General features: G+C 67.7%; 14 protein-coding genes. 6 read left to right on the plus strand and 8 right to left on the minus strand.

Translation table 11 applies throughout. The features are described from left to right. Nucleotides 1-181 precede the first annotated feature (181 nt). From rnr to rlmB, 3 genes are all read left to right on the plus strand, one after another. Nucleotides 182-2641: a ribonuclease R gene (gene rnr / locus R1H25_RS13695; RefSeq protein WP_107379344.1), complete on the plus strand. Its 2460-nt coding sequence runs from the start codon at nucleotides 182-184 to the stop codon at nucleotides 2639-2641. 65 nt (nucleotides 2642-2706) lie between these two features. After that, the gene (locus tag R1H25_RS13700) at nucleotides 2707-3189 is read left to right on the plus strand and encodes a GFA family protein (protein WP_317223854.1); all 483 of its coding nucleotides are present in this window, start codon (nucleotides 2707-2709) and stop codon (nucleotides 3187-3189) included. A gap of 94 nt (nucleotides 3190-3283) precedes the next feature. Further along, the gene (gene rlmB, locus R1H25_RS13705) at nucleotides 3284-4027 is read left to right on the plus strand and encodes a 23S rRNA (guanosine(2251)-2'-O)-methyltransferase RlmB (RefSeq protein ID WP_005408775.1); all 744 of its coding nucleotides are present in this window, start codon (nucleotides 3284-3286) and stop codon (nucleotides 4025-4027) included. A 217-nt stretch (nucleotides 4028-4244) separates the two neighbouring features. Here rlmB and R1H25_RS13710 read toward each other — a convergent pair whose 3' ends face one another. Genes R1H25_RS13710 through R1H25_RS13720 form a run of 3 tightly spaced genes read right to left on the minus strand, consistent with a single transcriptional unit; the run spans nucleotide 4245 to nucleotide 8880 of the window. Further along, nucleotides 4245-5681, minus strand: a complete 1437-nt coding sequence (locus R1H25_RS13710) for an efflux transporter outer membrane subunit (protein WP_373695564.1) — start codon at nucleotides 5679-5681, stop codon at nucleotides 4245-4247. Between the two features lie 2 nt (nucleotides 5682-5683). Further along, complete coding sequence (locus tag R1H25_RS13715) at nucleotides 5684-7642, minus strand: MacB family efflux pump subunit (RefSeq protein ID WP_057501767.1); 1959 nt, start codon at nucleotides 7640-7642, stop codon at nucleotides 5684-5686. Continuing rightward, the gene (locus tag R1H25_RS13720; protein WP_317223856.1) at nucleotides 7639-8880 is read right to left on the minus strand and encodes an efflux RND transporter periplasmic adaptor subunit; all 1242 of its coding nucleotides are present in this window, start codon (nucleotides 8878-8880) and stop codon (nucleotides 7639-7641) included. Before R1H25_RS13720 ends, R1H25_RS13715 begins: the two co-directional genes overlap by 4 nt. Before the next feature lie 203 nt (nucleotides 8881-9083). On the opposite strand from R1H25_RS13720, the gene R1H25_RS13725 reads away from it, so the two are divergent. The 3 genes from R1H25_RS13725 (at nucleotide 9084) to R1H25_RS13735 (ending at nucleotide 14432) form a co-directional block, all read left to right on the plus strand. Continuing rightward, nucleotides 9084-9812 (plus strand): response regulator, encoded by a 729-nt coding sequence (locus R1H25_RS13725; protein ID WP_005408779.1) that lies wholly within the window; start codon nucleotides 9084-9086, stop codon nucleotides 9810-9812. Between the two features lie 6 nt (nucleotides 9813-9818). Next, the gene (locus tag R1H25_RS13730; RefSeq protein ID WP_049448383.1) at nucleotides 9819-11228 is read left to right on the plus strand and encodes an ATP-binding protein; all 1410 of its coding nucleotides are present in this window, start codon (nucleotides 9819-9821) and stop codon (nucleotides 11226-11228) included. Nucleotides 11229-11405: 177 nt separating this feature from the next. After that, a complete protein-coding gene (locus R1H25_RS13735) occupies nucleotides 11406-14432 on the plus strand; it encodes a two-component regulator propeller domain-containing protein (protein ID WP_317223876.1) in 3027 nt (1008 codons plus the stop codon). Nucleotides 14433-14527: 95 nt separating this feature from the next. On the opposite strand, the gene rnt is transcribed toward R1H25_RS13735, so the two are convergent. The 5 genes from rnt to R1H25_RS13760 all read right to left on the minus strand — a co-directional run bounded on the left by rnt (nucleotide 14528) and on the right by R1H25_RS13760 (nucleotide 17856). Further along, entirely contained in the window at nucleotides 14528-15178 is a 651-nt protein-coding gene (rnt, locus tag R1H25_RS13740; protein WP_373695565.1) for a ribonuclease T, read from the minus strand. Nucleotides 15179-15342: 164 nt separating this feature from the next. Further along, nucleotides 15343-15864, minus strand: a complete 522-nt coding sequence (locus R1H25_RS13745; protein ID WP_317223857.1) for a DoxX family protein — start codon at nucleotides 15862-15864, stop codon at nucleotides 15343-15345. A 25-nt stretch (nucleotides 15865-15889) separates the two neighbouring features. After that, nucleotides 15890-16645 (minus strand): putative DNA-binding domain-containing protein, encoded by a 756-nt coding sequence (locus tag R1H25_RS13750; RefSeq protein WP_317223858.1) that lies wholly within the window; start codon nucleotides 16643-16645, stop codon nucleotides 15890-15892. Next, nucleotides 16638-17513, minus strand: coding sequence for a DUF692 domain-containing protein (locus tag R1H25_RS13755; RefSeq protein WP_317223859.1), 876 nt, complete (start codon nucleotides 17511-17513; stop codon nucleotides 16638-16640). Before R1H25_RS13755 ends, R1H25_RS13750 begins: the two co-directional genes overlap by 8 nt. Then, nucleotides 17500-17856 (minus strand): hypothetical protein, encoded by a 357-nt coding sequence (locus tag R1H25_RS13760; RefSeq protein WP_049444207.1) that lies wholly within the window; start codon nucleotides 17854-17856, stop codon nucleotides 17500-17502. The genes R1H25_RS13755 and R1H25_RS13760 overlap by 14 nt, the downstream gene beginning before the upstream one ends. Nucleotides 17857-18096: the final 240 nt, after the last annotated feature.

Consider the following 18096-nt stretch of genomic DNA (forward strand, 5'->3'; position numbering starts at 1 on the left):
TTTTACCCGCTAGTACCTGAAACTAGTGCGTCTACCAATTCCGCCACCTGGGCGTTCCAGAGGCGCAATTGTGAAGATGAACCCGCAGGCTGTCAACGACTTCCTGAATATTTTTCACGCAAGGCCTTGAAGACGGTCACTGACCCGTTCTGCACGCCGTCAGCGGCTACCATGTAGGGTGATGACTACCAAAAAACCAAGCAAGGGCGGGAGCACCTCCCGCAGCCAGGCCCCGAAGAAGGGCGCCAAGGCGGGCGCAGCCCGCACCACCAAGCCGGGCAAGCCGTTGCCGGGCTGGTTCCCTGAATTGAATGAAAGCGGCGCGCCACCGCGAGGCCGCAAGGTCCGTAGTGCCGACGCCCCGGGCCCGGCCCCGGGCCGCAAGCTGCCGCCGACCGGCAAGGTGATCGACGATCCCTATGCCGCCCGCGAAGCCGAGAAATACGAACAGCCCATCGCCAGCCGCGAGGCCATCCTGGCCCTGCTGGAGCGTTGCGAAGGGCCGCAGACCGCTGAAGAACTGGGCGCGCGCCTGGGCCTGACCGCACCCGACCGGGCCGAGGCGCTGTCGCGCCGGCTCGGCGCCATGGTCCGTGATGGCCAGCTGGTGCAGAACCGCCGCGGTGGCTTTGCCCCGATCCAGACCCTGAACCTGATCACCGGCGTGGTGATCGCCAACCCGGAAGGGTTCGGCTTCCTGCGCCCGGTCGAGGGCGGTGACGACCTGTTCCTGCCGCCGTATGAAATGCGCAAGGTCATGCACGGCGACAAGGTGCTGGCCCGCGTGACCGGCATCGATCACCGTGGTCGCCGCGAAGGCAGCATCGCCCGCGTGCTTGAGCGCGGCATGACCCGTCTGATCGGTCGCTTCAGCATCGAGATGGGCATCAACTACGTGGTGCCCGACGACAAGCGCGTGCAGCGCAACGTGCAGGTGCCGCCAGACCAGACTGGTGGCGCGCGCGACGGTCAGCTGGTGGTCTGCGAGCTGACCCAGGCGCCGGACAGCCGCCGTCCGCCGATCGGTCGCATCATCGCCGTGCTCGGCGACAAGCTGACCGCCTCGCTGGTGGTGGAAACCGCCATCCACGGCCATGAACTGCCGTTCGAGTTCCCGCAGGAAGTGCTGGACGAAGCGGCCTCGGTGCCGCTGGTGGTCGAGCCGGCGATGATCGGCGACCGCGTCGATCTGCGCAGTACGCCGCTGGTCACCATCGACGGTGAAGATGCCAAGGACTTCGACGACGCGGTGTACTGCGAGCCGAATGCCGATGGCTTCCGCCTGGTGGTGGCGATTGCCGATGTCTCGAACTACGTTCGCCCCGGTACGCCGCTGGACGAAGAGGCGCAGAAGCGCGCCACCTCGGTGTACTTCCCGGGCTTCGTGGTACCGATGCTGCCGGAGACACTGTCCAACGGCATCTGCTCGCTGATGCCGAAGGTCGACCGCATGTGCTTCGTCTGCGACATGCAGATCGACCGCGACGGCCTGGTCACGCATTCGCGCTTCTACGAGGCGGTGATGAACTCGCACGCGCGCCTGACCTACACCCAGGTGTGGAAGGCGGTGGGCGAGGACGATGCTGATACCAAGGCCTGGATGGGCGATCTGCTGCCGCAGGTGCAGCGCCTGCACCAACTGTACAAGGTGCTGTCGAAGGCACGTGCCAAGCGTGGCGCGATCGAGTTCGAAAGCAGCGAAGTGCGCTTCGTGCTGGACAACCGCGGTGAAGTGACCCAGGCCGGCATGCTGGTGCGCAACGACGCGCACAAGCTGATCGAGGAATGCATGATCGCGGCCAACGTCGAGGCGGCGAAGTACCTGCTGTCACGCCACGTGCCGGCTCCGTACCGCATCCACGAGAAGCCACCGGAAACCAAGTACGCCGACCTGCTGGAATTCCTCAAGGAGTTCAAGCTGAGCCTGCCGCCGTGGTCCAAGGTGCGCCCGGGCGATTACACCAAGCTGCTGAAGAAGATCCGCGACCGCCCCGATGCCACGCTGCTGGAATCGGTGCTGCTGCGCAGCCAGAGCCTGGCGATCTACAGCCCGGAAAACCACGGTCACTTCGGCCTGGCACTGGAGGCGTACGCGCACTTCACTTCGCCGATCCGTCGCTATCCCGACCTGCTGGTGCACCGCGCCATCAAGCACGCGCTGTCCGGCAAGCCGCTGGACAAGTTCACCTACAACGCCCGCGAGATGGCCGCGCTGGCACTGCAGTGTTCCGAGCGCGAGCGCCGTGCCGACGAGGCTGAACGCGAAGTCGACGAGCGCTACCGCGCGGCGTGGATGGAAAAGCACGTGGGTGGCCAGTTCGATGGCGTGATCAGCGGCGTGACCAGCTTCGGCCTGTTCGTGGAGCTGGATGAGTCGAAGGTGCAGGGCCTGGTCCACGTCACCCAGCTGCCGCAGGACTATTACAAGTTTGACGCGACCCGCAAGACGCTGACCGGCGAGCGCCGCGGCAGCAGCTACCGGCTGGGCGACCGCGTGCGGATCCTGGTGCTGAAGGCCAGCATGGAAGAGCGCAAGATCGACTTCCGCCTGGTCGAGCACAAGGGCGAGGACGAGGGTGATGGCCTGCCGCCGCTGCCCGAGCGTGGCAAGCCGGCCAAGCGCACCAAGAAGCAATATTGAAAGGTGCCGACCCACGGTCGGCACCCACCTCACCCGGTCGGCACGATCTTCTGGAGCAACCCACCATGCAGGGCAAACCCGAATACAGTGGCGGCTGCCAGTGCGGCGCGATCCGCTTCCAGGCGCGTGGCGAGCTGACCGACAGCTCGATCTGCCATTGCCGGATGTGCCAGAAGGCCTTCGGTGCCTACTACGCGCCGCTGGTGTCGGTGCGCGGCGTGCAGTTCAGCTGGACCCGGGGCCAGCCGCGCTATTTCCAGTCGTCCAACGTGGTGCGGCGCGGCTTCTGCGCCGACTGTGGTACGCCATTGACCTACGAGGCGCCCGATGGCGTGGCGGTGGCTGCCGGCGCGTTTGACGAGCCCGAACGCCTGCCGCCGACGATCCAGTACGGGGTCGAACGCAAGCTGCCCTTGGTCGACAGCCTGGCCAGCCTCCCGGCGCGACGTACCGAGGATGACATCGCCGCGCTGGATTTCCTGGCCACGATCGTGTCCCACCAGCACCCCGACCACGACACGCCGCACTGGCCGCCGCGCAGCCGTTGAGGTTTGTGTAGAGCCGAGCCCATGCTCGGCTGCCTTGAAGCGCGGCCGCCGCCGATGCTCTACCATAGCCACCCCCTTTCCGGTCCCCGCCCGCATGAGCAAGAACAGCCAGTGGATTGTCGGCGTCAACGCCGTCGCCTCCTCCATCGAGAACGACGCCGAGAACGTCCGCGAAGTGCTGGTCGAGGCCGGTGCGAAGAACCCGCGCCTGACCGAGATCGAGGAAAACGCCCGCCGCAAGGGCATCGACGTGCGCAAGGTGAACAGCCAGGCGCTGGACGGTGTCGGCGGTTCGGTGCGCCACCAGGGCGTGGCCGCGCGTTATGCCGCCGCCCGCACCTACAGCGAGAACGAGCTGGAAGGCCTGGTCACTGCAGCCGAGGGCAAGGCCCTGTTGCTGGTGCTGGACGAGGTGCAGGACCCGCACAACCTGGGCGCCTGCCTGCGCTCGGCCGCCGCGGCCGGCGCCACTGCAGTGATAATCCCGAAGGACAAGTCGGCCACGGTCAATGCCACTGTGCGCAAGACTTCGGCCGGTGCCGCCGATCTCATCCCGGTGGTGGCGGTGACCAACCTGTCGCGCTGCCTGAAGGACCTGCAGAAGCAGGGCGTGTGGATCTATGGCCTGGCCGGCGAAGCCACCGCCTCGCTGTACCAGCTTGACCTGAAGGGCAACATCGCCCTGGTGCTGGGTGGCGAGGCCGATGGCCTGCGCCGCCTGACCCGCGAGAACTGCGATGGCCTGGTCAAGATCCCGATGCCGGGCGAGATCGAGAGCCTGAACGTGTCCGTCGCCGCCGGCGTCAGCCTGTTCGAGGCCGTGCGCCAGCGCGGTTGATCGGCCGGCGTGATCTGAGCCCTTTTTTGATCGGAAGGATCGTGTCGACCAAGGTCGACACCTACCAAAGCGTGCATGACGGCTTTCCGACAACGCGCGGGAATCAGTCGAGTTCACGGCGCCCCCTGCCACCGGACCCACCCCGCCATTCAACGGAATGCCCCGTTGTTGACGTTGACGTTGTTTCGGCGGGTGCGGGGCGCAGCCCCGCATCGCCTCACCCAGCGCTGCCGCCCAGTGCCTTGAACAGGGTCACGTCGTTGTTCAGCTGGCCCTGGCGCACGCGTGCCAGCGACAGCTCGGCATCACGCCGGGTCTGCTGCGCTTCCAGCCACGTGCGCAGGTCGGTGGCACCCACGCGGTAGCGCACTTCCTGCGCGCGCTCCACTTCCACCGCTTCGTCATACGACGCCTGCGAGGCCGCCACCTGGCGCGCCAGCTGCTCGCGTGCCGACAGCGCGTTGTCCACTTCCGAGAGCGCGGTGTACAGCGTCTTGCGGAAGTTGGTCGCAGCAATCTGGTAGGCCGTACCGGCGATGTCGGTATCCAGCTGCGCGCGCTGCAGGTTGAGGAACGGCAGCGACAGGCCGGCGCCCAGCGTGGCCACCGGGTTGCGCAGCACGTCACCCAGTGACGTTGCACTGGAGCCCAGGCTGCCGGTCAGGCTCAGCGCCGGGTAGTACTGGGTAGCGGTCACCTTGATGGTCTTCAGGCTGTTGCGCAGGCGCAGTTCGGCCGCGCGCAGGTCGGGACGGCGGCCGAGCAGGTCGGCCGGCAGTCCTTCGTTGATGCCGGGGCTGCGTGCGGCCAGCAGGTCCTGCGGTTCGTCCTGCTGCGGCCAGGGCGTGCCGTCCAGCAGCACTGCCAGTGCATTGCGCACCTCCACCCGCTGCTGTTCCAGTACGCTCTGCGAGGCACGCTGCGATTGCAGGTTCTGCAGTGCCTGGCGCACTTCCAGGCGCGATACCGCACCAGCGTCGAAGCGGGCCTGCACCAGTTCGCGGGTGCGCTCCAGCCGTTCCAGGTTGGCCTGGCCGGTGGCGATGGACTGGTTGAGATAGGCCAGGTTCCAGTACTGGGTGATGGTGTCGCCGATCACCAGCAACGTGGTGTTCTGCCGGTCTTCCTCGCTGGCTTCGGCTTCCCAGCGGGCGATGTCGCGCTGGGTGCGCAGGCGGCCCCACAGATCGACCTCCCAGCCCAGCGAGACGCCGGTGGAATAGCTGCGTCGCCAGTCATCCGCCTGGTCGGTGGCGCGGCTGGCGCTGCCGCTCACGCCGGAGGATGAAGGCTGCGGCCACAGCGCGTTGCTGGCCAGGCCGGCCTGCAGCCGCGAACGCTGCACGGCCAGGCCAGCGGCGGCCAGATCGCTGTTGGCGGCCAGCGCCTGCGCCACCAGGCGATCGAGACGTTCATCGCCGAAACCGGTCCACCAGGTGTCCTGGCGGATGTCGCGGCCTGGTGTATCCAGGCTGCTGCGCGGGTCGTCGGCCGGTGCGTTGAGGGTGGCATCGCCACGGCCGTAGCTGGCCGCTACGTCCGGGGCCTGCACCGGGTAGCGGCCCACCGAGGCACAGCCTGAGAGGGCGAGCAGAACAGCGCCCGCCAGCAGCAGGCGCGAGGGAGCGGGCAAGGGCAGTCGGGTCATCATCATCTTCATTCGCGGGCCAGGGCCTCCACCGGGTCGAGCTGCGCGGCGTTGCGCGCGGGCAGGAAACCGAACGCCACCCCGATCAGGGTGGAGCAGGCAAACGCGGCAACGATCGAGGCGGTGGAGAACAGCACCTGGAAGTCACTGGCGAAGCGGCCGATCATCGAGCCCAGCAGCAGGGCCAGGCCGATGCCGAGCACGCCGCCGAGCAGGCACACCAGCACCGCTTCGATCAGGAACTGCTGGCGGATGTCGCTCTGCCGTGCACCCACGGCCATGCGCACCCCGATCTCACGGGTGCGCTCGGTCACCGACACCAGCATGATGTTCATCACGCCGATGCCGCCCACCAGCAGCGCGATGGCGGCGATGGCGCCGATCAACAGGGTCATCGTGCGCGTGGTCTGCTCGATGGTCTCGCGGATCTCGGCGCTGTTGCTGAGGAAGAAGTCCTCGGTGCCATGGCGCATCGTCAACAGTCGGGTGATCGCTTCCTGTGCGGCATCCATCGGCGTGTCGTCGTCCACGCGCACGGTGATGCTGGAGACGTGGCTCTGACCGAGCATGCGTGACATCACCGTGGTGTACGGCACCCACACGCTGAGGCTGGTGCTGCCGCCGAAGCCGAAACTCTGGCGCTTGGCCACACCGACCACGCGCGCCGGCACGTTGCCGAGCAGGATCACCTGGCCGACCGGATCGACATCGGGGAAGAACTGGGTCTGGGTGTTCTCGTCGATCACAGCCACCTGGCCCAGGCCCTTCACCGCATCGCTATCGAAGAAGCTGCCGCTGAGCAGGGTCACACCCTTGACCCGGAAGAACTGCTCGCCAACGCCGCTGACCTGGGCGGTGGAGGACTGGTTGCGGTAGCGGGCGGTGACCGAGGTCGACACGCTGGGGGTGGCACTGTCAACGTAGCTCTGCTTTGCCAGTGCATCGGCATCGCTGGCCTTGAGCGTCTGAACCCGCGCCGAGCGCATGTCGCCGAAACCACGGCCGGGATAGACGTCGATGGTGTTGGTGCCGAGCGCGCTGATGTTCTGCAGGATCTGCTGCTGCGAGCCATTGCCCAGCGCCACCACCGAGACCACCGAGGCGATGCCGATGATGATGCCGAGCATGGTCAGGAAGGTACGCAGCCGATGTGCGTTCATCGCCAGCAACGCCATGCGGAACGCTTCGGTGAAACGGTCGCGCGCCGCCCGCCAGCTGTTGCCGTGGGCAACACCGGTGCTGGCCTCGCGCTGTGCGCGGTAGCTCGGTGCGTTCGGGTTGGCGCGGTCGGCGATGATCTCGCCATCGCGGATCTCGATGATGCGCTGCGCATGTTCGGCAACGCTCATGTCGTGGGTGACGATGATGATGGTGTGGCCTTCGGCGTGCAGCTCGCCGAGGATCGCCATCACTTCCTCGCCGGATTTCGTGTCGAGCGCGCCGGTCGGTTCGTCGGCCAGGATCACCTCGCCGCCGTTCATCAGGGCACGTGCGATCGACACGCGCTGCTGCTGGCCACCGGACAGCTGGCCCGGCTTGTGATGCATGCGGTCGCTCAGGCCCAGCCGTTGCAGCAGCTGCTCGGCACGCGCGTTGCGCACGGGCCCGGGGCTGCCCGCATACACCGCCGGTACTTCCACGTTGCCGCGCGCATCCAGGTCGCCCAGCAGGTGGTAGCGCTGGAAGATGAAGCCGAAATGCTCGCGGCGCAGTTCGGCCAGCTCGTCCGGTTCCATCTTCCCGGTTTCGCGGCCGGCTACCTGGTAGCTGCCACGGGTGGGACGATCGAGGCAGCCGAGGATGTTCATCAGCGTCGACTTGCCCGAGCCGGACTGGCCGACGATGGCCACCATCTCACCGGCGTGGATGTCGAGATTGACGTCACGCAGCACGGCGATCACATCATCGCCGGCCGGGAATTCGCGTCGCAGGTCGCGCAGGCGCAGCAGCGGCGCCGTCGTGCTCATCGGCGCCCCATGCCCGGGCCGCCGACCCGCATCTGCATGCCGCCGCGGTTGCCACCGCCGGCGCTGGCACCGGCCGCACCGGCTTCGCCCACCACCACGCGCTCGCCTTCCTTCAGCCCGGACAGGATCTCGGCCGAGGCGCCGTTGTTGATGCCCACGGTGACCTTGCGCGGCTGCGGCTGGCCCTTGTCGTCCAGCACCCGCACCATGCGCTCGTCGCCACGGCGCTTCGGCCCCAGGGCCACCGCCGGCACCATCAGCACGCCCTTGGCCTGCTTGAGCAGCACCGAGACCTGCGCGGTCATGTCGATGCGCAGCGTGCCGTCCGGGTTCTCCACATCGAACAGCGCGTTGTAGTACACCGCGCTGCTGGAACTGGAGCTGGACGAACTGCTGGAACTGGAGGAGTTCTCGTTGGCGATCGAGGCCGGCGCCGGATTGATCTGGCGCAGCGTGGCGTGGTACTTGCGGTCCGGCTCGCCCAGCGTGGTGAAGTACACCGGCATGCCGGCCTTGATCTTGACCACGTCGGCCTCGGAGATCTCGGCGTTGACCGTGACCACGTCCAGCCGCGCCAGCATCACGATGGTGGGCGCGGTCTGGTTGGCGTTCACGGTGCGGCCTTCCTCGGCCACCACCGCGACCACGGTGCCATCCATCGGCGCGGTGATGCGGGTGTAGGCCAGGTTGGCGCGTGCGGTGCCCAGCTCGGTTTCGCGGCCCTTGATCTGCGCCTCGTAGGACTGCAGCTGGGCGCGGGCAGTCTTCAACTGTGCTTCGGCGGCATCGTATTCCTGGCGCGAGGTGGCCTCGGCAGCCAGCATCTGCTGCTGGCGCGCGAATTCCAGTTCGGCCTGGCGCAGGGTGGCCTGCTGCACGGCGCGCTGGGCGGTGACCTGGTCCAGCGAGGCCTGCGCGTTGAGCACCTGGTTCTGCTGGGTGGTGGCATCGATCTCGGCGATCAGGTCACCTTCCTTCACGGTGTCGCCCAGTTGAACTTTCAGCGACTTGATCTGGCCCGAGGCCTGCGCACCGACGCTGACCAGCTTGTAGGCGTCGATCACGCCGGTGGCTTCCACGGTCTGCTCGATGTCGCCGCGGCTGACCGGGGTGGTCGCTACGGCCGGGGCGGCGGGCTTGCGCAGCAGCCACCAGGCACCTGCGGCGACGGCAAGGGCAAGCAGGGCGATCAGTATCAGGCGACCTCGGCGGGTCGCGGGCAGCAGGCGGAACGTCACGTCGTGGCTTCACTCTCGGGGCCGCGGTGGCGGCGTTGGTGGGCATTGTGAAGATCGACCGACGGGGGGCCAATCCTCGGGGTATGTCTGTATGTAACACTGTCGGTGAATACGCGTAACCACAGGTATCCCGCCCATGGCTGGATACACTGGTACGCATTGCCCCGGATGCGGTTCAGCTGCCGACACGGGATGATCGCGACATGGAGACTGAAAACACGATGCATCGACTGCTGATCGTCGACGACGACAACGACATCCGCACCCTGCTGGCAGAACAGCTGGGCCGTGCCGGCTACCAGGTGAGCACGGCCGCCGACGGCACCGCCATGCGCCAGCTGCTGGACCGTGAGCACGTGGACCTGATCGTGCTCGACCTCAACCTGCCGCGTGAGGATGGCCTGACCCTGTGCCGCGACCTGCGCGCGCGCTCGAACACGCCGGTGATCATGCTGACCGCACGCGCCGAGCCGATCGACCGTGTGCTGGGCCTGGAAATGGGTGCCGACGACTACCTGGCCAAGCCGTTCGAACCGCGCGAGCTGCTGGCGCGCATCCGCAACGTGCTGCGCCGGACCGAGGCGCTGCCGGCCAATCTCGAACCCCTGGCGGTGCGCCGCGCACGTTTCTCGCGCTGGGTGTTCGACCTGGAACACCGCCACCTGGTGGATCCGGACGACCGCGTGGTGGTGCTGTCCGGCGCCGAGTTCCGCCTGTTGCGGGTGTTCATCGCCCATGCCAACAAGGTGCTGTCGCGCGAACAGCTGGTGGCGCTCAGCAGTGGCCGCAACTACGAAGCGCAGGACCGCGCCATCGACCTGCAGGTCAGCCGGCTGCGCAACAAGCTGGGTGACGACGGTGGCCCGGACGGCCTGATCAAGACCGTGCGCAACGAAGGCTATGTACTGGCCTCGTCGGTGAACCTGGAATAAGCCTGGATGAAGCGCCTGCGCCATTTCCTGTCCTCGATGGTCGGGCGGTTGTTCGTGATCCTGCTGCTGGGCATGAGCGTGGCCGCGATCGGCGCGACCATGCTGGCCACCTCCAAGCGTCAGCAGGAGTTCGAACGGCAGAACCTGAACCGCATCGCCGACCGCCTGCAGGGCTACGTCAATCTGCTCGATGGCAATCCGGAGCTGCGCGAGCGCCTGCTCGAGATCGGCGGGCCGAGCGTGCGTGCGCTGCAGCCGGGTGCTCGCCTGGGACGCGCCGACACCGCGCTGATGGAGGTACTGGAAGACCGTCCGGGGCCGGTGTCCCGCGCCCACGTGCACTTTGCTTCGTTCCGCTCGTGCATTCCCAAGCTGCAGGATCTGCTGCCGCCACCGCCGCCCGGGCACCGCCGACATCCGCGCGAACGCGATCCGGCGTTCATCCCACCCAAGTGCCGTGCGGTGGACGTGACCCTCAACGACGGTACGCTGCTCAAGCTGGCTCTGGATTCACCGGCCGTGGCGCACAACGGCATCCTTGCCGTGGACCCATGGTTCCTGACCCTGCTGGTGCTGGCGATTGCGGTGCTGGCGTACATCGTCGCGCGCATGGCCAGCGCGCCGCTGCAGGAACTGGCCGCTGCCGCCGAGGATCTCGGCGATGACCTGCAGCGTGATCCCTTGCCCCTGCGCGGGCCGCGCGAGGTGCAGCGTGCCGCCGAAGCCTTCAACGCCATGCAGCACCGCCTGCAGCGGCATCTGGCTGAGCGCACGCAGATGCTGGCGGCGATCACCCATGACCTGCAGACGCCGCTGACCCGCCTGCGCCTGCGCCTGGAAAACGTCGGCGATGAAGCGCTGCGCGAGCGCCTGATCGGTGATCTGGCGGCAATGCAGGCACTGGTGCGCGAAGGCCTTGAGCTGGCCCGCAGTGCCGAAAGCGCCGAACAGCGTGCCGCGCTGGACCTGGATTCGCTGCTGGAAAGCATTGTTGAAGACACGGCCGAGGGCGGCGGTGATGTCGTCTTCGAAGGCGGCAGCGGAGCGGTGTTGATGTTGCGTCCGCTGGCCATGCACCGCCTGTTTTCCAACCTGGTGGATAACGCGGTGATGTATGCCTACCGGGTGCGTGTGCGGGTCGAGCGCAGTGGCGGTGCGATCACCGTAGTGGTGGCCGATGACGGCCCCGGCCTCGCCGAGGATCAGCTGGAGGCGGTGTTCGACCCGTTCGTGCGGGTGGAAACCTCCCGTTCGCGGGAAACCGGCGGTGCCGGGCTGGGCCTGACCATCGCCCGCGCACTGGCCGAGAAGGACGGCGCTCGCCTGTGGCTGCGCAACCGCGCCGAAGGTGGGTTGGAGGCGGTGGTGCAGTGGCCGGCCAGCGCGCAGGTGGTTCCTCCGGGCCGGGCCGGCTGAGTCCGCCCGCCGGCCAACGGTGACGCCAGGGCCGGGGTTTGGCCTATCATCTGCGCAACTCCCATGTTTCCCGTCGATGAGCCAGCCTGTTCCCGCCGGCATGCCGTTCCGCGCTGCCCGGCCGTTCCCGCGCCCTGCCTGCTCCGGCGGCTGCATCTGGCCACCGCCGCTGCACTGATGGGCGGACAGGGGGGCAACGGGCGCTGGGTGGAGTGCCACGTATCGGGATTCAGGCGGGCGCTGCGGCAGGGGCTGCTGTGGCTGCTGCTGGCGGTCGCGCTGCCGCTGGCCGCACAGGACGGTGCCCCACCGCTGCGCGACTACGCCATTGATGTATGGACGTCGCGCAACGGCCTGCCGCACAACTCGCTGCGCGACATCGCGCAGACCCCCGAAGGCCACCTGTGGTTCGCCACCTGGGAAGGCCTGGTGCGTTACAACGGCCTCGATTTCACTGTGTTCGACCGCAGCACCCGCCCGGGCCTGCGCGACAACGGCATCGGCGCGCTGCTGGTCGACCGCCAGGGTGGTCTGTGGATCAGTGATTCGCGCGGCAACGTCAGCCACCGCGGCAACGATGGGCAGTGGCGTGTCTGGGAGCATCGGGCCGATACCCCGCAGGTGCTGATCCAGTCCATGCAGATGGACAGCCAGGGCCGTCTGTGGTTGCTGTATGAAGGCAAGGGCATCGGCTATCTGACACCGGACACCGGCATCGTCTACCAGGCGCCGGCGGCCGACCTGCCGATGGCGATGAGCTTCACCAAGCTGGTCGTCGATGCACAGGACCGGGTCTGGGCCGGCACGCTGGACGGGCTGGTGCTGCGCGACAACGACGGCGTGCTCAAGCGGGCCCCTGCAGCGTGGGGGCTGGGCGCCGGCAGTGGGCTGTCGTGGCCGTACCGCGCTCCGGATGGCGCGCTGTGGATCGTCGCCGGCGAGCGCCTGTACCGGGTGGAGGATGACCAGCTGGTGTTGATGCACCGTCTGCCGGGCCAGCTGCACATGACCTCGATGCTGCAGGACCGCCACGGTGACCTGTGGCTGGGCACCGAGAACCAGGGCCTGCTGCGGATCTCCGCACATGGCCTGGAGCGGCTGCCGGCGGGCCTGAACCTTCCGGGTGGGCGCGTGGTCAGCCTGCGCGAGGACGCCGAAGGCAGCATCTGGGTGGGTGCCAATGGTGGCCTCTACCGCCTGCGCGAAACACTGTTCAGCAGCTACACCGAGCGCGATGGCCTCAGTGGCGACTATGTGCGCACCGTGTTCGAGGACCGCGACCGCCAGCTGTGGGTCGGCAGTGCCAGCGGCCTCGACCTGCAGACCGCCGATGGCCGCTTCCGCGCGATGCCGCTGCACAACCGCGGCGGCAAGGCACCTTCGGTGCTCAGCCTGGCGCAGGGCCCGGACGGTGACCTGTGGGTCGGAACGTTCGGCGATGGCGTCTACCGTCTTGGCCGTGATGGCAGGCTGCGGCACAACTATGCCGCAGCCGATGGCATGCCGGGCGGCAACATCCGCGCGATCAGCGTGGACCCGCAGGGCGTGGTCTGGGCCGGCACGCAGAAGGGCGTGGTGCGCATCGATGGCGACCGCGTGCAGGTATCAGACATTGCGGGGATGCCCGGTGGCCTGATCACCGCGCTTGAGCACGATCATCAGGGCAACCTGTGGATCGGCACCATCGAGGGAATCCGCGTGCTGCGCGGTGACCACGTGCAGTCGATCGACCTGGCGCCGCTGGGCGGGGGCCGCAGTGTGTTCGGTTTCCACCAGCTGGGCGACGCGATGTGGATCAGCAGTGACCGTGGCCTGTACCGCTGGCGGAACGGCACGCTGGCGCGGGTGGGGCTGGAGCAGGGCATGCCGGTGGATGCGGTGTTCCAGCTGGTGCCGGATCGTCTTGGCAACGTGTGGATCAGCAGCAACCGCGGCGTGCTGCGCACCGACATGGCGACCCTCAATGCCGTGGCCGATGGCCGCGCACCGCGGGTGGTGGTGGAGCGCTACAACGAGATCGACGGGATGGCCAACGCGCAGGCCAACGGCAGCTCCGCGCCATCGGCCATCCTGCGCCAGGACGGCACGTTCTGGGTGGTCACCGCCGGAGGCCTGAGCACCGTCGACCCGCAACGCCTGCAACGCTTCCGCGAGCGCCTTTCACCGCCGGCAGCGATTGAAAGCGTGCAGGTGGATGGCGCACCGGTGCATTGGGAAGGTCCGGACCGGAACTACATTCCCGGCGGCCGCCGCTTGACGGTGAGCTACGTCGGCTTGAGCTACCTGATGTCTGACCGGATCCGCTATCGCACGCGGCTGGACGGCCTGGATGCGGGGTGGGTCGAACGCGGCCCGCAGCGCAGCGTGGAGTTCGTTGGTTTGCCGCCGGGCGACTACACCCTGCACGTGGCCGCTGCCCATCCGGGTGGCAGCTGGGGCCAGCAGGAGGCGGTATGGAGCTTCACCGTGGAGCCGTTCTGGTGGCAGCGACGCAGCGTGCAGGTGCTGGGTGGCCTGTTGCTGCTGGCCGGGCTGGTGGCGCTGTACCGCCTGCTGCTGCAGCAGTTGAAGGCCAGCAACCTGCGCCTGGCGCGGCGGGTGGATGAAGCCACCTTCGACCTGCAGGCCAAGACCGTGCACCTGCAGGCGCTGAACCAGGAAAAGACCGAACTGGCCGAGCGTCTGGCACGCCAGGCCGAGGCCTTCGAACGGCAGGCCCGCGAGGATGCGCTGACCGGCCTGGCCAACCGCCGTGCCTTCGATGAAACCCTGGCCCGCGACTTCGCGCGTGCGCAGCGCAGTGGTCATCCGCTGTGCCTGGTGGTGCTGGACATCGACCACTTCAAGGACGTCAACGATCGCCACAGCCATAGCATCGGCGATGCGGTGCTGGTGCAGGTGGCGAGGCTGATCGCCGCCGCCAGCCGCGATTCGGACCTGCCGGCGCGGACCGGTGGCGAAGAGTTCGCGCTGCTGCTCAACGACACCCGCCTGGAGGAAGCCGCACAGCTGTGCGCGCGCCTGCGCGGCCTGTTCCATGACCATCCCGACTGGGCCGGCGTGGCGGGCCTGCGCGTGACCTTCAGCGCAGGCCTGGTGGAACTGGATGCCGACGACCGCACCCCGGCGCTGCTGTACCAGCGCGCAGACCGCGCGCTGTACCGCGCCAAGAGCGACGGCCGGGATCGTACGAGCATTGGTTGATTGCATCCACGCATGGCGTGGATCCACCGTGCGGTGAGTGGTGGGTGCGCACCGTTGGTCCGCACTGCGTGGATGCGGTTGCGCCGTTGGCTGGCTTACCGCGGCCAGGCGTTGGCGATGGTGCAGAACAACCGAGCAGTCTGCTCGGTGTCATACACCGCGCTGTGCGCCTCGTTGGCGTCCCAGCCCAGCCCGGCGGCCGTGGCTGCACGCGCCAGCACGGTCTGCCCGTAGGCGATGCCGGCCAGGGTCACCGTGTCGAACACGCTGAACGGATGGAACGGATTGCGCTTGTGACCGGTACGTGCAACCGCCGCGTTGACGAAACCGAGGTCGAAATGTGCGTTGTGGCCGACCAGGATCGCGCGCTGGCAGCCGTATTTCTTCATCGCCGCACGCACCGGGGTGAAGATGTGGTCCAGCGCGGCTTTCTCTTCCTTGGCCAGCCGGAACGGGTGGTCGAGGATGATGCCGGTCACTTCCAGCGACTTCGGGTCGATCTCCAGGCCTTCGGCCGGTATCACGTGGGCGCTGGCGGTCTGGCCGGGGTAGAGCAGGCCGTTCTCGTCCATCTCGATCGGCACGGCAGCGATTTCCAGCAGCGCGTTGCGCTGGCTGTCGAAGCCGCCGGTTTCCACATCCACCACCACCGGCAGGAAGCCGCGGAAGCGTTGTGACATCGCGCGCTGCGCCTGGGGTACTACGGAATCGGGAGCGGCGGCAGGTGCGGGAGTGGGGTCAGTCATGCGTGAATTCTAGCAGAGCGACCCTGAGTGCCCGGCCAGCCTTCTGTGCATGGGTTCCCGGCGTGGGCGTGTGTCGACCAAGGTCGACATCTACCGGGCACCGCACGCTCAGGATTCCGGTAGGTGCCAACCTTGGTTGGCACGATGAGCGCCGGCGGAAGTATCTACCGCACTGCGGGCCGTGCCGTCGTGCCCGATGGCTGCCACCGCGCCAACCATGCATCCACGCTCAGTCTGCCGGCGCCGGTGAAGATCAGTGGCAGCAGCATCGCCATGAACAGCACCGGCAGCTTGAAGTTGCCGAAGCCCTGGTCAGTGATCGCATAGCCCATGGCGAGGTCGGCCAGCGAGTTCCACTCCATCGGCCAATGCACTGCATAGGTCGCCACAATGGTCAGCACCAGCAGGCTGGCCGCGGCAAACCGGGTGCCGAAGCCAACCAGCAGGCAGGCCGCGCCGATCAGTTCGAACCAGGTGGCGAGCTGCCAGTTCAGGGCAGCCGGCAGCTGGTCGAACGGGAACGGGAAGGCGTCCTGCAGGTTGGCGAACCAGTTCTGCCCGTGCAGTTTCTCGCGGCCGGATTCGAAGAATTCCCAGGCCAGCAGCAGGCGCAGGCCGAGCGGGGCCAACCAGGGGGCGAGACGGTCCAGCTGGCCGCGCGCGGTGGCCAGGGTCGGGAGGTTCATCGGCGGTTCTCCGGGGGAAGGGGCGTCAGCTGGGGACTGCGAGCGGGCCGATCACGCTGGCCTGCAGGAACTGTTGCAGCAGCGCAGCACCGGGTAGGGCCAGCGCGTCATCGGCCAGGCCGTGCGCAGCAGCTAGCTGCTGCAGGTAGGCATGACCATCGAGGCCGGGGTGTTCGCCGATGCTGGACAGCAGGTACACCGCCAGTGGGCTGAGTACGGCAAAGCGCACCTCGCCATCGGCCTCGCGACGGACCAGCAGGCCGGTCGGTTCGGCCGGCGGTTGTGACGGTGCGTCCTCGGCACCAAGCCGGTGCACGGGCCACTGGTACAGCAGCGGCCACGCCAGCGGCGAGCGCTGCAGCGGCACCCGCAGCGGGTCGATGTCACCTGGCACCGGCAGCGGCTCGGCAGGAAGCTGGTACAGCGCGGTTTCCACCCACTCGTAATGAGCAAGTTCGGCCAACGCCGGGTGCGGCAGCTGTGGCTGCGCCTGCAGCCACTCCACGAATTCGGCGGCCAGTTCGGTGAACAGCGGCGTCTGGCAGCGATGGGTCGCGAAGTACTGGCGCACCAGTCCGCTCCAGGCCGGTTCGCCGAGCAGGCGCATGCAGACCGGGAAGCCGTTGCTCAACAGGCCGAGCAGATTGTTGAACAGCAGCCGTTGGTACACCGCCACCCGGCGTGGCTCCAGGCCGGCCGGTGGCGGCACGCTCTCCGGATCGCGCAGATGGGCAGTGAACGCGTGCTGCTGCGCGCGCAGGGTGTCGGTGGCGTCAGCCATGTGCAGCCCCGGCGTGTGCGGTCTGCAGGCGGCGGATGGTCTGCAGTTCGCCCTGCAGTTCTGCATAGGGCGGGAAATTGAAATCGCGTTCGAGCAGGGTGGGGCGCGGGCCGATGCGCGCGTAGGTACGCGCCAGCAGGTCCCAGACGGGATCGATCACCGCGCTGCCATGGGTATCGATCTTCAGGTCCGGTGCCTCGTCCAGGTGCCCGGCCACGTGCAGGCAGACGATGCGGTCAGCGGGCAGCCCGGCAATGAAGGTGTCGGCGTCGTAGCCATGGTTGCAGGCGTTGACGTAGACGTTGTTGACGTCCAGCAACAGGTCGCAGTCGGCCTCGGCGAGCACGGCAAGGGTGAAGGCCAGTTCGTCCATTGCCGGTTCCGGTGCCAGGTAGTAGGACACGTTTTCCACCGCGATGCGGCGACCCAGCAGGTCCTGCACGCGGGCGATGCGTGCGGCGGTATGGCGCACCGCTTCGTCGGTGAACGGAATCGGAAGCAGGTCGTACAGGTGTCCGTCGTCGCTGCAGTAGCTCAGGTGCTCGCTGTACAGCGGCACGCGGTGCTTCTCCAGGAACTGGCCGATCTGTTCCAGCAGACGGGTGTCCAGCGGCGCGCTGCCGCCCAGCGACAACGACAGGCCGTGGCAGCTCAACGGATGGCGCTGCGCCAGTTCGGCCAGTGCATCACCGGCGGGACCGCCGACGTGAATCCAGTTCTCCGGCGCGCATTCGAGAAAATCGAAGTCGCCGGCCGGTGCATCACGCAGCTCCTGCAACAGCGCCCGGCGCAGCCCCAACCCTGCGGCCGCCGCACGAAGCGGCGACCGCGGGCTGACGACGCTGGCGCGGACGTCAGTGCTTGGCACCGCACTTGCCTTCGCCACACTTGCCTTCGGCCGCCTTCTTGTCGCCGGTCTTGGCCTTGGCGCCAGCTGCCGCTCCGGCAGCCTTGCCCTTGTCGGCGCCGCACTTGCCTTCGGCAGTCTTGCCGTCGGCGCCACACTTGCCTTCGGCATGCTTGGTCGCGTCAGCGGCCATCTTGGTGTCGGCGGCCTTGGCCTCGGTACTGGCCTTGGCTGCCTGTCCGGCCACCAGGTAGCCCTGGGCGAGGTCGCTCATGCTCAGGGCCGAGGCACTGGCGGTCATGCCCAGGCCGGCGGCCAGGGCGGTAGCAGTCAGCAGGGACAGGGTCTTGTTGGAACTGCTCATCGGTCGTGCTCCTGGGTGGTGTGGGCGGGTGCCCGGGTGGCCGGCAGGGATGCCGGTGGAAACGATGGTGCAGCGATCCTACTCAACGAATCCTCGCCAAGAACTCAAATTTTCGTGAGGTTTGTTACAGAAGCATCCGGCAGGTTCGCACCGGGCAAGCCCGGCGCCCACAATCCGGGGGAATACCCCAAAAAATAAGGCCGCCGTCACAAGGACAGCGGCCACCCTGGATCCAACTCT

Origin of the sequence: Stenotrophomonas veracruzanensis, from assembly GCF_032911525.1 — a bacterium.
Lineage (GTDB): Bacteria > Pseudomonadota > Gammaproteobacteria > Xanthomonadales > Xanthomonadaceae > Stenotrophomonas > Stenotrophomonas africana.

Coding starts and splice junctions, on each gene's coding strand:
- rnr (WP_107379344.1), top strand. CDS start 182: ATGACTACCAAAAAACCAAGCAAGGGCGGGAGCACCTCCCGCAGCCAG.
- R1H25_RS13700 (WP_317223854.1), top strand. CDS start 2,707: ATGCAGGGCAAACCCGAATACAGTGGCGGCTGCCAGTGCGGCGCGATC.
- rlmB (WP_005408775.1), top strand. CDS start 3,284: ATGAGCAAGAACAGCCAGTGGATTGTCGGCGTCAACGCCGTCGCCTCC.
- R1H25_RS13710 (WP_373695564.1), bottom strand. CDS start 5,681: ATGATGATGACCCGACTGCCCTTGCCCGCTCCCTCGCGCCTGCTGCTG.
- R1H25_RS13715 (WP_057501767.1), bottom strand. CDS start 7,642: ATGAGCACGACGGCGCCGCTGCTGCGCCTGCGCGACCTGCGACGCGAA.
- R1H25_RS13725 (WP_005408779.1), top strand. CDS start 9,084: ATGGAGACTGAAAACACGATGCATCGACTGCTGATCGTCGACGACGAC.
- R1H25_RS13730 (WP_049448383.1), top strand. CDS start 9,819: ATGAAGCGCCTGCGCCATTTCCTGTCCTCGATGGTCGGGCGGTTGTTC.
- R1H25_RS13735 (WP_317223876.1), top strand. CDS start 11,406: ATGGGCGGACAGGGGGGCAACGGGCGCTGGGTGGAGTGCCACGTATCG.
- rnt (WP_373695565.1), bottom strand. CDS start 15,178: ATGACTGACCCCACTCCCGCACCTGCCGCCGCTCCCGATTCCGTAGTA.
- R1H25_RS13745 (WP_317223857.1), bottom strand. CDS start 15,864: ATGAACCTCCCGACCCTGGCCACCGCGCGCGGCCAGCTGGACCGTCTC.
- R1H25_RS13750 (WP_317223858.1), bottom strand. CDS start 16,645: ATGGCTGACGCCACCGACACCCTGCGCGCGCAGCAGCACGCGTTCACT.
- R1H25_RS13760 (WP_049444207.1), bottom strand. CDS start 17,856: ATGAGCAGTTCCAACAAGACCCTGTCCCTGCTGACTGCTACCGCCCTG.